Genomic DNA, 14,407 nt, shown 5'->3' with positions numbered 1-14,407 from the left:
CTGAGTGACCGGCATCAGGGCGTCGAGGCGCATGACCGCTGATCCACGGGGCTTGCCAGTGCGCTTGGTCTGTATGTATAACCAGTGCATTTCCAGTGCCCGATCCAACACCGTGATTGCCCATTCCGTCGACGATCCCCTCTACTACCTGCACAACTTCAGGCAGGTGCTGGCCTGGGTCGAACAACGCTACGCCGACCTGCTCGATGCCCCTGAGCAGGCCTTCCTGGACGCCTTCGCCCGCCTGCCCGAGCCGGCCCAGGCGCTGCTGGTGCGCATGGTCATGCGCAAGGGCGAGCTGTTTCGCAGCGACAGGCTCGTGTATGCCGAGATCGGCGACTGTGACGTGGCGTTGCAGCCACTGATCGCGCTGGGCTGGGTCAGCGAGCACACGCCGCTTGCCCTGGAGCAGGTGTTCGCCCTGCTGCGCAAGGACGAACTGGCACAGTGCTTCGCCGCGCAACTGGAGCGACCGCGGGCGGCCAAGGCCGACCTGCTGGCGCAACTGCTGCCGCTGGAGCTGGCGGCCAGGCCCCTGGGCGAATGGTTCCCGGGGTTTGCCCCACGCATCCTGCACTGGCGCCTGCAGCCGCTGTGCGACCGTCTGCGCCTGCTGTTCTTCGGCAACCTGTACCAGGACTGGTCGGAGTTCGTCCTTGCCGACCTGGGCCTGCTGCGCTACGAGCAGGTGCCGTTCGCTGCCGATGCCCGGGCCTGGCACCAGCGCGCCGAAGTCGACCTGGCGATGGCCCTGCATGCCTGCGCCGAAGGCCTGGAGCAGGGTGAGGCCCCGGCCACGGTGCTGGCGGCGCTGGATGGCCTGCACAGCGACACGCCGTGGCTGGCCCGGCGGCGTGCGCGCCTGCTGTTCGGCCTGGGCCAGCACTGCGAGCGGATGGGTGACTGGGAGCTGGCCCTGACGGTATATGCCCGCAGCCAGCACCCTGAAGCACGGATCCGCCAGGTGCGGGTCTTGGAGCGTAGCGCTCGTTGGGCGCAGGCCCAGGCGTTGGCGCTGGAAATGGCCGAGGCGCCCGGCAACCCTCTTGAAACCCAGGCCCTGGAGCGCATGCTGCCGCGCCTGGCGCGCAAGCTCGGCGGGCCGGCGCAACCCCGCCGTCGCCCTGCGGCTTTGGAACTGATCGAACTGGAGCTGCCCGCCGAGCAGGCCGGGCTGGGTGTCGAGGAGGCCGTGCGCCTGCACCTGGAGCAGGAGGGGGGAGAGGCCCATTACGTGGAGAACACCCTGTTCAACGGCCTGTTTGGCCTGCTGTGCTGGGACGCGATCTTCGCGCCGGTGCCCGGTGCTTTCTTCCACCCATTCCAGGCGGCACCGCAGGACCTGCTCGACGCCGATTTCCAGCAACGCCGTGGCGCACTGTTCGACGCCTGCCTGGGCCGGCTCGACGATGGCAGCCATCGCCAGGCCATCCGTGAGTGCTTCACGGCCAAGCAGGGCGTGCAGTCACCCTTCGTGGCCTGGTCGATGCTGACCGACCCATTGCTCGAGCAGGCCCTGGCCTGCGTGCCGGCGCAGCACCTGAAGCAGTGCTTCCTGCGCCTGTTGCAGGACATCCGCAACAACCGTGCCGGCATGCCCGACCTCATCCAGTTCTGGCCGCAGCAGGGGCGCTATCGCATGGTCGAAGTCAAGGGCCCCGGCGATCGCTTGCAGGACAGCCAGTTGCGCTGGCTGGATTTCTGCCGTGAGCACGGCCTGCCGGTAGCGGTATGCCATGTGCGCTGGCGCGAGGCGGCGGCATGACCTATACCGTGGCCGTCCGTGCCCTGTGCGAGTTCAGCGCCAAGGTCGGCGACCTTGACTTGCGCTTCACGCCATCGCCCACGGCCCAGGAGGGGATTGCCGGTCATCGTCGGGTGGCGGCCCGGCGGGGGGAGGGCTACGAGGCGGAAATAGCCCTCGAAGGGCACTACTCGGGCCTGCGGGTACGTGGTCGGGCCGACGGCTACGACCCGGAGCTCAACCGCCTGGAGGAGATCAAGACCCACCGGGGCGACCTGGGCCGCCAGCCGGCCAACCATCGCCAATTGCACTGGGCCCAGGCCAAGGTCTATGCCTGGCTGCTGTGCCAGGCCCGGCAACTGGAGGCGATCGAGGTGGCGCTGGTGTACCTGGACGTGGACAGCGACCGCCAGACTCTGATCAGCGAGCAACACCGTGCAGCAGAGCTACAGCGCTTTTTCGAGGCCCAGTGCCAGGCGTTTCTCGCCTGGGCCCAGGCGCAGTCGCGACGCATCGCCGAGCGCGACCAGGGCCTGCAGGCCCTGGGCTTTCCTTACCCGCAATTCCGCCAGGGCCAGCGTCAATTGGCCGAGACCCTGTACAAGGCCGTGAGCACCGGCCGCTGCCTGATGGCCCAGGCCAGCACCGGCATCGGCAAGACCCTCGGCACCCTGTTTCCGCTGCTCAAGGCCATGGTGCCGCAACAACTGGACAAGCTGTATTTCCTCACCGCCAAGACCCCAGGTCGGGCGCTGGCCCTCGATGCCTTGAAGCAGATCACCCGAGCCACGCCGCAACCGGCCTTGCGCACTCTCGAGCTGATCGCCCGCGACAAGGCCTGCGAGCACCCGGGCAGCGCCTGCCATGGCGAGTCGTGCCCGTTGGCCAGGGGCTTCTACGACCGCCTGCCGGCTGCCCGCGAGGCCGCCTCGCAGCAGCCATTGCTGGATCGCGCAGGCTTGCGCGAGGTGGCCCTGGCGCACCAGGTCTGCCCTTACTACCTGGGGCAGGAGATGGCCCGCTGGGTCGATGTGCTGGTGGCCGACTACAATTACTACTTCGATGCCCACGCCTTGCTGCACGCGTTGGCCCAGGCCAACCAGTGGCGGGTCGCGGTGCTGGTGGACGAGGCGCACAACCTGGTCGAGCGGGGCCGTGGCATGTACAGCGCGAGCCTCGACCAGGGCCAGTTGCAGGCCTTGCGCCAGGGCAAGCCGGCTGGGCTGGGCAGTGCCCTGGACCGGCTGAACCGGCAGTGGAACGCCCTGTACAAAGCGCAACGGGCGCCGTACCAGGCCGTCGAGCAGTTGCCGGAGGCCTTCGTACGTAGCCTGCAGCACTGCATCGGGCTGATCCAGGAGCGCCTCGAGCAGGCACCCACCGAGGTGGATCCCGCGCTGTTGCAGTTCTTTTTCCAGGTCTTGCAGTTCACCCGGGTCGCCGAGCTGTTCGACGAGCACTTCATCTTCGATATCAGCCTGCGCAACGGGCCACGCAAGCGCCGCCTGGCTACCCTGTGCCTGCGCAATGTGGTCCCGGCCCGGTTGCTGGGCCCGCGCATGCGTGCGGCGCGTAGCGTGGCGCTGTTTTCCGCGACCCTTGGCCCCCGGCATTTCTATGCCGACCTGCTGGGCATGCCGCCCGACACCGCCTGGCTGGAGGTTGCCGCGCCGTTTCGTGCCGAACAGCTCGAGGTGCGTATCGTCAGCCAGGTGTCGACCCGTTATCGCGAACGCCAGGCGTCGCTGGCGCCGATCGTCGAGCTGATCGCCGGGCAGTATCGGCGGATGCCCGGCAACTACCTGGCGTTCTTCAGCAGTTTCGAATATTTGGGGCAGGTCGCTGGGCTGCTGGCCGAGCGCTACCCCGACATCCCGCGCTGGGAGCAGGCGCCGGGCATGGACGAGGGCGCGCGCGAGGCCTTTCTCGCGCGCTTCGTGGCCGACGGGCAGGGCATCGGCTTCGCCGTGCTGGGCGGCGCTTTCGGCGAAGGTGTCGACCTGCCGGGCACCCGCTTGGTCGGGGCGTTCGTTGCCACCCTGGGCCTGCCCCAGGTCAATCCGGTCAATGAACAGTTCAAGCTGCGCCTGGGCAGGCAGTTCGGCGCGGGGTTCGACTATGCCTATCTCTACCCTGGCGTGCGCAAGGTGATCCAGGCTGCTGGCCGGGTCATCCGGGGCGACCAGGACCGTGGCGTGCTGCTGCTGATCGATGAGCGCTTCGCCGAGCCACGGGTGCAGCAGATGTTCCCAGGCTGGTGGCAGGCGGTTTGACTCAGCGGCCCTAAGCTTCGCAAGCGTCATCGCACAGGCTTGCAACTCCCAGTACACTGCGCGTTCCAACACCTACATCCCGTTGATCTCGAGGTTCTTGCATGACGCTCAGTCCTTTGGCAGGCAAGCCGGCTCCGGCCAGCGTGCTGGTCGATATCCCCCGCCTGCTCACCGCCTATTACACCGGCCGCCCCGACGCTGCCGTGGCGGCTCAGCGCGTGGCCTTCGGCACCTCCGGGCACCGTGGCACGTCACTGGAATTGAGCTTCAACGAACACCATGTATTGGCCATTACCCAGGCCATCTGCCTGTACCGCCAGGAGAATGGCATCGACGGCCCGCTGTTCGTCGGTGCCGACACCCACGCACTGTCCGCCCCGGCCGCGGCCAGTGCCCTGGAGGTGCTGGCGGCCAACGACGTGCAGGTGATGCTGTCCAAGGACGACGAGTACACGCCGACGCCGGCGGTGTCCCATGCCATCCTCTGCCATAACCGTGGCCGCCAGCGAGGCCTGGCCGACGGCATCGTCATCACTCCGTCGCACAACCCGCCACAGAGCGGTGGCTTCAAGTACAACCCACCCAATGGCGGCCCGGCCGACAGCGACGTGACCAAGTGGATCGAGGCCAAGGCCAACGAGTTGCTGGCCGCCGGGCTCGAGGGCGTCAAGCGCATGGACCATGCCCAGGCATTGCAGGCCAGCACCACCCAGCGCCATGACTATGTGAACAGCTACGTGGCCGACCTGGCCAACGTCATCGACTTCGAGGTGATCCGCAAGGCCGGCCTGCGCCTGGGCGTCGACCCGCTGGGCGGGGCAGGGGTGCGCTACTGGCAGGCGATCGCCGAGCACTATCGCCTGGACCTGGAGGTGGTCAACACCGAGGTCGACCCGACGTTCCGCTTCATGACCGTCGACTGGGACGGGCAGATCCGCATGGACCCGTCCTCGCCCCACGCCATGCAGGGCCTGATCGGCCTGCGCGAGCGCTTCGACGTGGCCTTCGCCTGCGACCCGGACCACGACCGTCATGGCATCGTCACCCCCGACGGCCTCTTGCAGCCGAACAACTACCTGGCGGTGGCCATCGACTACCTGTTCCGCCACCGGCCACAGTGGCGCGCCGATGCCGCAGTGGGCAAGACCGTGGTCAGCAGCGGCCTGATCGACCGTGTCACGGCACGCCTGGGGCGCAAGCTGCATGAGGTGCCGGTGGGCTTCAAGTTCTTCGCCCAGGGGCTGTTCGATGGGACGCTGGGCTTCGGTGGCGAGGAGAGTGCCGGGGCGTCGTTCCTGCGTCGCGATGGCTCGGTGTGGACGACCGACAAGGACGGCCTGATCCCGGCATTGCTGGCGGCGGAGATGACGGCCCGCACCGGGCGCAACCCGAGCCAGGCCTATGCGGACCTCACCGAGGCGCTGGGCCGACCGTTCGCTACCCGTGTCGAAGCCAAGGCCGATGCGCGGCAGAAGGCCCTGCTGGGCAAGTTGGCACCGGAGCAGGTCACCTCCACCGAGCTCGCTGGCGAGGCGATCGAGGGGATTCTCAGCCATGCACCGGGGAATGGGCAGGCCATCGGTGGGCTGAAGGTGATGACCGCCAACGGATGGTTCGCCGCGCGGCCGTCCGGGACCGAGGATATCTACAAGATCTATGCCGAGAGCTTCGTCGACGAGGCGCATCTGCAGCGCTTGGTGCAGGAGGCGCAGGTATTGGTCGATGCTGCCATTGCCTGAGGCTGTGGCGCTTCAATGATTCGGGGGCGCGAAGCGCCCCCGAATGGCAGAGATGAAGTCGATCCAGCATGCCGGGGCGCGCAGGCCCCTGACGGCGCAGCCCAAGCCGCCGCGGTGTCGGTGCTGGCCAAGCCTATCGCCAGCAGCAGGCCGGCCAACAGCGTTGTCGTCTTCTTCATCGAGGCCTCGTCGGTAGCCGTTCCTTGGGTCCGGGCAAGTGTAGACGACGAGGCCCATGGGCCTGGCGGGCCTGCCTCAGACGCGGAACTGGTCCATCAGCCCCTGCTGCTGGTTGGCCAGGCTGTTGAGCGACTGGCTGACCCGCGCCGACTCGTTGGCCTGCCCGGAGAGCGACTCGGTGACGTCGCGGATGGTCGCGACGTTCCTGTTGATCTCCTCGGCCACTGCGCTCTGTTCCTCGGCCGCCGAGGCGATCTGCAGGTTCATGTCGGTGATCACCGTCACCGCCTGGCCAATGCGCTGCAACGCGGTGACCGCCTGGCCGACCTGCTCGACACCGCCCTGGGCCTGGCGGTGGCTGTTGTCCATGGCGCCGACCACCTCGCGGGTGCCGGCCTGCAAGGCCTCGATGACCTGACGGGTTTCCTCCACCGACTCCTGGGTACGCCGCGCCAGGTTGCGTACCTCGTCGGCGACCACGGCGAACCCACGCCCGGCCTCGCCGGCGCGGGCGGCCTCGATGGCGGCGTTGAGCGCCAGCAGGTTGGTCTGCTCGGCGATCGAGCGGATCACCTCCAGCACCGAGCCGATCTTCTCGCTGTTGTGCGCCAGGCCCTCGACCTGGGTCATGGCGCTGCTCATGTCGGCGGCCAGGGTGTCGATGCTGCGGGTGGTGCTGTCGATCACCGCCAGCCCCTCGCGAGTGGCCTGGTCGGCGTCACGGGCCGCCTGCGCGGCCTGGGAGGCGCTGCGGGCGACGTCCTGGGCGGTGGCGCTCATTTCATGGGAGGCGGTGGCCACCTGGTCGACTTGGCGGTACTGCTGCTCCATGCCGGCGCTGGTCTGGGTGGCGATGGCCGAGGACTGGTCGGCAGTGCCACGGGCGGCCTGCACCGAGCGTTTCACTTCGGCGATGGTCGGCTGCAGCTTGTCGAGGAAACGGTTGAACCAGCCGGCCAGCTCGCCTAGCTCGTCGCGCTTGTCGTAGGCCAGGCGGCGGGTCAGGTCGCCTTCGCCGCTGGCGATATCCTTGAGCATGGCGGCAACGTCGAGGATCGGCCGGGTCACCCCGCGGGCCATCAGCCAGATCAGCAGCAGGCCGGCGAGCGCCGCCGCCAGGCCCAGGCCGAGCTCGAGCAGGGTGCCGCTGGTGTTGAGTGCATCGAGCTCCCGCTCCAGCGCCTCGGCCGGCCCGGCCAGGGCGCTTTGCGGTACGTCGAGCAGCACGCCCCATGGCCGGGCACCGGGAATCGGCGCGAAGGCGGCCAGCACTTTCAGGCGCTGCTGGTCGGCCAGGACCTGCAGCTTGCCGTCGGCGAGCCTGCGCACCAGCTCGGCGCCCTGGGCCGGGTCGGCTTGCTCGAGGCGCTGGGCCAGCTTGCTGGCATCGGCGCTGTAGCCGGCCAGCAGGCCTGCGGGGCTGAGGATGCCGACCGTGGTGCGGCCTTCGTAGAGGCTGCGGCTGGCGGCCTGGCTCAAGGCCTGCAGGCTGTTGAGGTTGATGTCGACGGAGAGGGTGGCGATCACCTTGTCGGCCACCATCAGCGGGAACACGATGCTGGTCATCAGCACCTGCTGGCCATCGATCTGGTAGAAGTACGGCTCGATCACGCAGACCTTGCGGGTACTGCGCGGGCAGGCCCACCAGTTGTTGAGCGGCTCGCCGCTGGGGCCGACCTCGGTGTTGGCCAAGTCTTGCTCGGGCAGGGCCATGGCGGTCAGTTGGCCGGCGCGCGGCTGCGACCAGTAGAGGGAGAAGCGCCCGGTCTCGTTGCTGCCCAGTTCGCTCTGGCCGGTGAACAGCTCGTCCTTGCCGTCCAGGGCGCCTTGCTCGAACACCAGGGACAGGCCGAGCAGATCCGGGTTGGCCTGCAGGGCGGTGCGCACCTGGCGGGTGAGGTCTTCGCGCAGGTCGTAGGCGTCGAGGAAACGCTTTTCGGCCTGTTCGCGCAGGAACAGCACCTGGCGGGCGAAGCCAGCCCCGTACTGGTAGGCATCCATGAACTGGCGGCTGATGTTCAGGGCCTGGACCTCGCCTTGCGACGCGATGCGCGCCTGGGCCGCCTCGCCGAGCATCTGCATGCTGCTTGCCTTGACCAGGTCGGAGCTGTGCGCCATGCGGTACAGCGAAAGGCCGACCAGCAAGGTGACGATGCCCGCCAGGCACAGGCCGGCGAGCAGGGTGATCTTCCACTGGATGGACAGTTGTCGCAAAGGCATTGGGCGAATCCCTTGTAAGAGGTCTTGGGGTGAACAGTGTTTCGGCAGGATGGGCGTTTTCTTTATTCAAACGTTCAATTGAATCACCCCGGCTTGCTGCCCTGTCGCGGCGCAGAGGGCTTTGACATCCGCCGGCCGCTGCTTCAGAGTGTGCGCCCTTCATAACAACATCCCCACGCCCGGCCGCTGCCTGCCCGTAGCCTGTCGCCGGTGCGCCCGCTTTTTGTCTGTCGCAACGAGGTAATCCACACCATGAATGCAGTCATTGCCGCGGTCGGCATCATGCTGATATTGAGCCTGTCCCGCGTGCATGTGGTCATCGCCCTGATCGTCGGCGCACTGGTCGGTGGCTTGGTCGGCGGCCTGGGCACCGAGGGCACGCTCAAGGCCTTCAACAGTGGTTTGGGCGGTGGCGCCACGGTGGCGCTGTCGTATGCGTTGCTGGGTGCGTTCGCCGTGGCCATCGCCAAGTCGGGCCTGGCCCATGCCCTGGCGGATCGTGCCCTGGCGGTGATCGACCGCCAGGGGCATGCCAATGGCAGCTCGCTCAAGTGGCTGCTGATCGGCCTGATGCTGGTGGTAGCGGTCTCGTCGCAGAACATCCTGCCGATCCACATCGCCTTCATCCCGCTGCTGGTGCCGCCACTGCTGTACGTGCTGACCCGCCTGCGCATCGACCGCCGGCTGATCGCCTGTGTGATCACCTTCGGCCTGATCACCCCGTACATGTTCCTGCCGGTGGGCTTCGGCAACATCTTCCTCAACGAGATCCTGCTGGCCAACGTCAGCCGCGCGGGCGTGGATGTCAGCGGGGTCAACGTCACCCAGGCCATGGCCATCCCCGCCGCGGGCATGCTCGCGGGCCTGCTGCTGGCGGTGTTCTTCAGCTACCGTCGCAAGCGCGACTACGACCTGGCGCGCATCGAGCAGGTCGAGCAGGTCAGCGTGCGCTACAACCCCTTGACCTTGCTGGTGGCGGGCGCGGCCATCGCCGCGGCGTTCATCATCCAGCTGTGGCTGGACTCGATGATCATTGGCGCCATGGTGGGCTTCCTGATCTTCTCGCTGTCGGGCATCGTGCGCTGGAAGGACACCGACGACCTGTTCACCGAAGGCATGAAGATGATGGCCATGATCGGCTTCATCATGATCGCGGCCTCGGGTTTCGCCGAGGTGATGAAGGCCACCGGCGAGGTGAAGAGCCTGGTGGAGGCGTCGGCGCGGTGGATCGACCACAGCAAGGGCATCGGCGCCTTGCTGATGTTGTTGGTGGGGCTGCTGGTGACCATGGGGATCGGCTCGTCGTTCTCCACGGTGCCGATCCTGGCGGCGATCTTCGTGCCGCTGTGCGTGCAACTGGGCTTCGATCCGCTGGCCACCGTGTGCATCGTCGGCACCGCCGGGGCGCTGGGCGATGCCGGTTCGCCCGCTTCGGACTCGACCTTGGGGCCGACCTCGGGGCTCAATGTGGATGGGCAGCATCACCACATCTGGGACACCGTGGTGCCGACCTTCATCCACTACAACCTGCCGTTGCTGGCCTTCGGGTGGTTGGCGGCGATGGTGCTCTGAGGTATCGAGCCCATTGGGGGCGCGAAGCGGCCCCAGTATCGAAAAGGCTCAGCCCTTGTCCGGGAGCGGCGAGATACGGTTGAGGACGGTGCCGCCGTCCTTGCTGCGGGTCAGGTAGACGGGCAGTACCTGGGGCAGGTTGTCCACCAGCCGGTGCACTTCGCGGGTGTTGTACACGCCACTGACGCGCAGCTTGCCGGTGTTGTCGTCGGCCAGTTGCAGCGGCTTGTCCAGGTAGCGGTTGATCACCGGCAGGGCCTGGCTCAGGCTGAGGTTGTCGAGGATGAGCTTGCCGTTGCGCCAGGCCAGGTCGTTGCCGTAGTCGCCGCTCTGCGCAAGGGTCGGCTCGAAGTCGCCGGCATGGTAGCTGGCCTGCATGCCGGGGCCGAGGCGGTAGCCGCCGTCGCTGCCATTGCTGCTGACCAGCACCGAGCCTTCCACCAGGGTCACCTCGACCTGGTCCTGATACTTCCAGACGTTGAACTGGGTACCGGTGACCCGCGTCTGGCCATGCCCGGCGCGGACGATGAACGGGTGCGCGCTGTCATGTTCGACCTTGAAGAACGCCTCGCCCTTGATCAGGGTGACCTGGCGCTGGTCCTTGTAGTTCAGGTAGCGCAGCTCGGTATTGAGGTTGAGCTCGACCACGCTGCCATCGCCCAGCGTTACCTGGCGCACCTGGTCGGTGCTTTCGAAATGCTGGTAGCGATTGGGCACCCAGCCTTGTTCCCAGCCCACCCAGCCGGCCAGGGGCAAGGCGAGCAGGGCGATCGCCGCGGCGCAGGCGAACGGGCGCCAGTTGCGCTGCCGGGCGCGGGGCTTGAGCTTGGTCACGGTCGCGCTGCGTGGCAGCAGGTCGGCGGTCTGCCAGATGTCCAGCATCGCCTGGTATTCCTCGAGGTGCCGCGGGTCGGCCGCCAGCCACTGGGCGAATGCCGCCTGCTCGGCGTTCGTGCAGTCATCGGCATGCAGGCGCATGCACCAATGGGCGGCGGCGTCGGTGATGGCATCGTCTGGAGTGGGGGTGAAGCGGTCGTGGTTCATTGCGGCTCCCGGTTTTGCGCATTCTACCCCTGCGAAGGGGCTGCGAGAACCGAGATAATGGCGAATGACTATCAAATGTGCGTTTTTTCGTCTGAATAAAGGGCCGGTTCTGACACTCAACCGGCCCAATCCCGCACAGCCCGAGTTCAGAACTGCCCTGGCGCCATGCCATAGAGGCTGGCGCTACCGGCCTGGATGCTGGCTTCCAGCGCCAGGCTGCGCGGCAGCAGGCGCTGGAAGAAGAACTCGGCACAGGCCAGCTTGGCACCAAGGAACGCCGGATCCTCGTCGAGCTTGCGCTGGGCTATGGCCGCCATACGTGCCCACAGGTAGGCGTAGGCGGTCAGGCCGAACAGGTGCAGGTATTCCACTGCCGTGGCGCTGACCAGGTTGACGTCCCGAGGCGCCTGCTCCAGCAGCCATTGGCTGGTGCGCTCCAGACGCACCAGGGCCTCCAGCAGGGCATCGCGGTGCAGTGGGGCGTCGACACAGAAGGCCCGGACCTCGCTGGTGAAGGCGAACAGGGCCTGGCCGCCGTCGGCAAGGACCTTGCGCCCCAGCAGGTCGAGGGCCTGGATGCCGTTGGTGCCTTCGTAGATCTGCGCGATACGCACGTCGCGCACCCGCTGCTCCTGCCCCCATTCACGGATATAGCCGTGGCCGCCGAATACCTGCTGGCCGAGCACGCAGCTTTCCAGGCCGTTGTCGGTGAAGAACGCCTTGGCCACCGGAGTCAGCAGGGCCACCTGGCGTTGGGCGCGCTCACGCTCGCCGACGTCCTCGGCGTAGCGAGACAAGTCCAGTTGCTGGCCGACATAGGCGGCGAAGGCACGGCCGCCTTCGGTGAGCGCGCGCATGGTCAGCAGCATGCGCCGTACATCGCCGTGGTGGATGATCGGGTCGGCGATCCCGTCGCGTACCTGCGGTCCTGCGGCGGCCCGGCTTTGCAGGCGCTCGCAGGCGTAGCGCGCGGCGCTCTGGTACGAGGCCTCGGCGCAGCCGATGCCCTGGATGCCGATGGACAGGCGCTCGTAGTTCATCATGGTGAACATCGCCGCCAGGCCGCGGTTCGCTTCGCCGACCAGGTAGCCGGTGGCCGCGTCGAAGTTCATCACGCAGGTGGCCGAGGCCTTGATACCCATCTTGTGTTCGATCGAGCCGCAGTGCGCCCCATTGCGCGCGCCCAGGCTACCGTCCGCCTCGACCAGGTACTTGGGCACCAGGAACAGCGAGATGCCCTTGGGGCCGGCCGGTGCGTCCGGCAGCCTGGCCAGCACCAGGTGGACGATGTTCTCGGTCAGGTCCTGCTCGCCGCCGGTGATGAAGATCTTGCTGCCACTGATGCGGTAACTGCCATCGGCCTGGGGTTCGGCACGGGTGCGGATCAGGCCCAGGTCGGTGCCGGCCTGGGGTTCGGTCAGGCACATGGTGCCCGCCCACTGGCCGCTGTACAGCGGCGCCAGGAAGGTGGCCTTCAAGGCCTCGTCGGCATGGGCATCGATGGCCAGGCAAGTGCCGGCGCTCAGCGCCGAATACAGGCTGAAGCTGCAATCGGCGGCGTAGAGCATCTCCTCGAACAGCACGGCGAGCATCTTCGGCATGCCCATGCCGCCGTACTCGGGGTTACCGCCCAGGCCAACCCAGCCGCCTTCGCGGTAGGTCCGCCAGGCCTCGCGGAAACCGTCGGGGGTGGTCACCTGGCCGGCCTCGAAGTGCACGCCCTGTTCGTCGCCGTTGCGGCTGAGCGGGGCGATCAACTGGCCGGTGATCTTCGCTGCCTCTTCGAGGATGGCGTCGGCGGTGTCGGCATCGACCCGCTCGGCCAGCGCCGGCAGGCGGGCCCACAGGGCTTGGGCATCGAACAGGTCATGGAGAACGAAGCGCATGTCGCGCAAGGGGGCCGTGTACTGGGACATCTGGGAGCTCTCGAATGCAAGGGAGGAATCCGCGGCGCAGGGTCGCCCACCCTGGTAGGGGGGCGACATGGCCGGTGAGGTAGGCGTTGGGGTCAGAGGGCCCTGGCCTGGTCGCGCAGGAGGTACTTCTGGATCTTGCCGGTGGAGGTCTTGGGCAGCTCACCGAAGACCACCGTCTTCGGCACCTTGAAACCGGCCAGATGCTCGCGGCACCAAGCGATGATGTCCGCCTCGCGGGTGGCGCCGTGGCCGGGCTTGAGGGCGACGAAGGCGCAGGGCGTCTCGCCCCATTTCTCGTCCGGGCGGGCCACCACAGCTGCCTCGAGGACAGCCGGATGCCGGTAGAGGGTATCTTCGACCTCGAGGGTGGAGATGTTCTCGCCCCCGGAGATGATGATGTCCTTGAGCCGGTCCTTGATCTCGACATAGCCGTCGGCATGCCACACGGCCAGGTCGCCGGTGTGGAACCAGCCGCCGCGGAAGGCCTCGGCGGTGGCCTCGGGGTTCTTCAGGTAGCCCTTCATCACCGTGTTGCCACGCATGAAGATCTCGCCCAGGGTGTTGCCATCGCGGGGCACCGGCTGAAGGGTCTGCGGATCGGCGACCATCAGGCCATCGAGGGTCGGGTAGCGCACACCCTGGCGCGACTTGATCCGTGCCCGCTGCTCCAGGGGCTGGTCGTCCCATTCGGCGTGCCAGGCGCACACGGTCACCGGGCCGTAGACCTCGGTCAGGCCGTAGGTATGGGTGAGCTGGATGCCCATTTCCTCCACCGCGCCGATCACCTTGGCCGGTGGTGCGGCGCCGGCGACCATGGCCTGCACTGGATGGTCGATGGCCGCCTTGTCGGTCTCGGGCATGTTCACCAGGGCATTGAGCACGATGGGCGCGCCGCACAGGTGAGTGACCCGGTGCTCGCGGATGAGGGTGAGGATCTTCTGCGGGTCGACCCGGCGCAGGAACACATGGGTGCCAGCCAGGGCGGTGATGGTCCAGGGGTAGCACCAGCCGTTGCAATGAAACATCGGCAGGGTCCACAGGTACACCGGGTGATGGCCCATGGCCCAGGTGATCTGGTTGCCCAGGGCATTGAGGTAGGCGCCGCGATGGTGGTAGACCACGCCCTTGGGGTTGCCGGTGGTGCCGGAGGTGTAGTTCAGCGAAATGGCCTGCCATTCGTCCTCCGGCCATTCCCAGGCGAACGCCGGGTCGCCCTCGGCGAGCAGGGCCTCGTAGTCCAGCTCGCTGACCGCGCGGCCTTCGCCGTACTCCGGGTCGTCCACGTCGACCACCAGGGGCGGGTGTTCGAGTAGGGCCAGGGCGGCTTCGATCACGGCGTGGAACTCGCGGTCGGTGATCAGCACCTTGGCCTCACCGTGCTGCAGCATAAAGGCGATGGCTTCGGCATCCAGGCGCACGTTCAGGGTGTTGAGCACCGCGCCGATCATCGGCACGGCGAAGTGCGCCTCGAGCATCGCCGGGATATTCGGCAGCATCACCGCCACCGTGTCGCCACGGCCGATGCCACGTCCGGCCAGGGCGCTGGCCAGGCGGCAGCAGCGCTCGTAGGTCTGGCGCCAGTCGCGGCGCAGGGCACCGTGGATCACGGCCGGGTAATGACCGTACACCGCGGCGGTGCGTTCGATGAAGCTCAGCGGCGTGAGGGCGACATGGTTGACAGGGGCGGGCATCAGGCCCTGGGAGAAGATCGACATGCGG

The 14,407-nt window shown here is 67.5% G+C and carries 7 protein-coding genes and 2 pseudogenes; 4 read left to right on the top strand and 5 right to left on the bottom strand.

Annotation, left to right across the window (positions count from 1 at the left end):
• Nucleotides 1-112 precede the first annotated feature (112 nt).
• The 3 genes from ACDI39_RS05570 (at nt 113) to pgm (ending at nt 5,756) form a co-directional block, all read left to right on the top strand.
• Entirely contained in the window at nt 113-1,765 is a 1,653-nt protein-coding gene (locus ACDI39_RS05570; protein WP_253080222.1) for a VRR-NUC domain-containing protein, read from the top strand.
• Nucleotides 1,762-4,017 carry an ATP-dependent DNA helicase gene (locus ACDI39_RS05565; protein WP_253080223.1) on the top strand — a complete coding sequence of 752 codons (2,256 nt, stop codon included), beginning with the start codon at nt 1,762-1,764 and terminating at the stop codon, nt 4,015-4,017. The genes ACDI39_RS05570 and ACDI39_RS05565 overlap by 4 nt, the downstream gene beginning before the upstream one ends.
• A 101-nt stretch (nt 4,018-4,118) precedes the next feature.
• Nucleotides 4,119-5,756, top strand: coding sequence for a phosphoglucomutase (alpha-D-glucose-1,6-bisphosphate-dependent) (pgm, locus tag ACDI39_RS05560; protein ID WP_253080224.1), 1,638 nt, complete (start codon nt 4,119-4,121; stop codon nt 5,754-5,756).
• A gap of 255 nt (nt 5,757-6,011) precedes the next feature.
• On the opposite strand, the pseudogene ACDI39_RS05555 reads toward pgm, so the two are convergent.
• Together ACDI39_RS05555 and ACDI39_RS05550 are read right to left on the bottom strand one after the other, a co-directional pair.
• Nucleotides 6,012-6,524: pseudogene (locus ACDI39_RS05555) on the bottom strand (methyl-accepting chemotaxis protein); the annotation flags it as partial.
• Between the two features lie 393 nt (nt 6,525-6,917).
• Nucleotides 6,918-7,937: pseudogene (locus tag ACDI39_RS05550) on the bottom strand (methyl-accepting chemotaxis protein); the annotation flags it as partial.
• 471 nt (nt 7,938-8,408) lie between these two features.
• Here ACDI39_RS05550 and ACDI39_RS05545 point away from each other — a divergent pair.
• Nucleotides 8,409-9,728, top strand: coding sequence for a Na+/H+ antiporter family protein (locus ACDI39_RS05545; RefSeq protein ID WP_253091454.1), 1,320 nt, complete (start codon nt 8,409-8,411; stop codon nt 9,726-9,728).
• Nucleotides 9,729-9,776: 48 nt separating this feature from the next.
• Here the strand turns inward: ACDI39_RS05545 and ACDI39_RS05540 are convergent, their stop codons facing one another.
• The 3 genes from ACDI39_RS05540 to ACDI39_RS05530 all read right to left on the bottom strand — a co-directional run bounded on the left by ACDI39_RS05540 (nt 9,777) and on the right by ACDI39_RS05530 (nt 14,403).
• The gene (locus ACDI39_RS05540) at nt 9,777-10,772 is read right to left on the bottom strand and encodes a FecR family protein (RefSeq protein WP_225789029.1); all 996 of its coding nucleotides are present in this window, start codon (nt 10,770-10,772) and stop codon (nt 9,777-9,779) included.
• Between the two features lie 146 nt (nt 10,773-10,918).
• Entirely contained in the window at nt 10,919-12,688 is a 1,770-nt protein-coding gene (locus tag ACDI39_RS05535; protein WP_486537963.1) for an acyl-CoA dehydrogenase C-terminal domain-containing protein, read from the bottom strand.
• A gap of 92 nt (nt 12,689-12,780) precedes the next feature.
• On the bottom strand, nt 12,781-14,403 hold the full coding sequence (locus ACDI39_RS05530; RefSeq protein WP_253091455.1) for an acyl-CoA synthetase: 1,623 nt from the start codon (nt 14,401-14,403) through the stop codon (nt 12,781-12,783).
• Nucleotides 14,404-14,407 lie beyond the last annotated feature (4 nt).

This window comes from Pseudomonas sp. Tun-23181, assembly GCF_057415455.1.
This window is presented reverse-complemented; position numbering and strand designations above follow the sequence as displayed.

Bases quoted from the DNA above. Each gene is read 5' to 3' on its own strand.
- ACDI39_RS05565 (WP_253080223.1), top strand. From the start codon at position 1,762: ATGACCTATACCGTGGCCGTCCGTGCCCTGTGCGAGTTCAGCGCCAAG.
- ACDI39_RS05545 (WP_253091454.1), top strand. From the start codon at position 8,409: ATGAATGCAGTCATTGCCGCGGTCGGCATCATGCTGATATTGAGCCTG.
- ACDI39_RS05540 (WP_225789029.1), bottom strand. From the start codon at position 10,772: ATGAACCACGACCGCTTCACCCCCACTCCAGACGATGCCATCACCGAC.
- ACDI39_RS05535 (WP_486537963.1), bottom strand. From the start codon at position 12,688: ATGTCCCAGTACACGGCCCCCTTGCGCGACATGCGCTTCGTTCTCCAT.
- pgm (WP_253080224.1), top strand. From the start codon at position 4,119: ATGACGCTCAGTCCTTTGGCAGGCAAGCCGGCTCCGGCCAGCGTGCTG.
- ACDI39_RS05530 (WP_253091455.1), bottom strand. From the start codon at position 14,403: ATGTCGATCTTCTCCCAGGGCCTGATGCCCGCCCCTGTCAACCATGTC.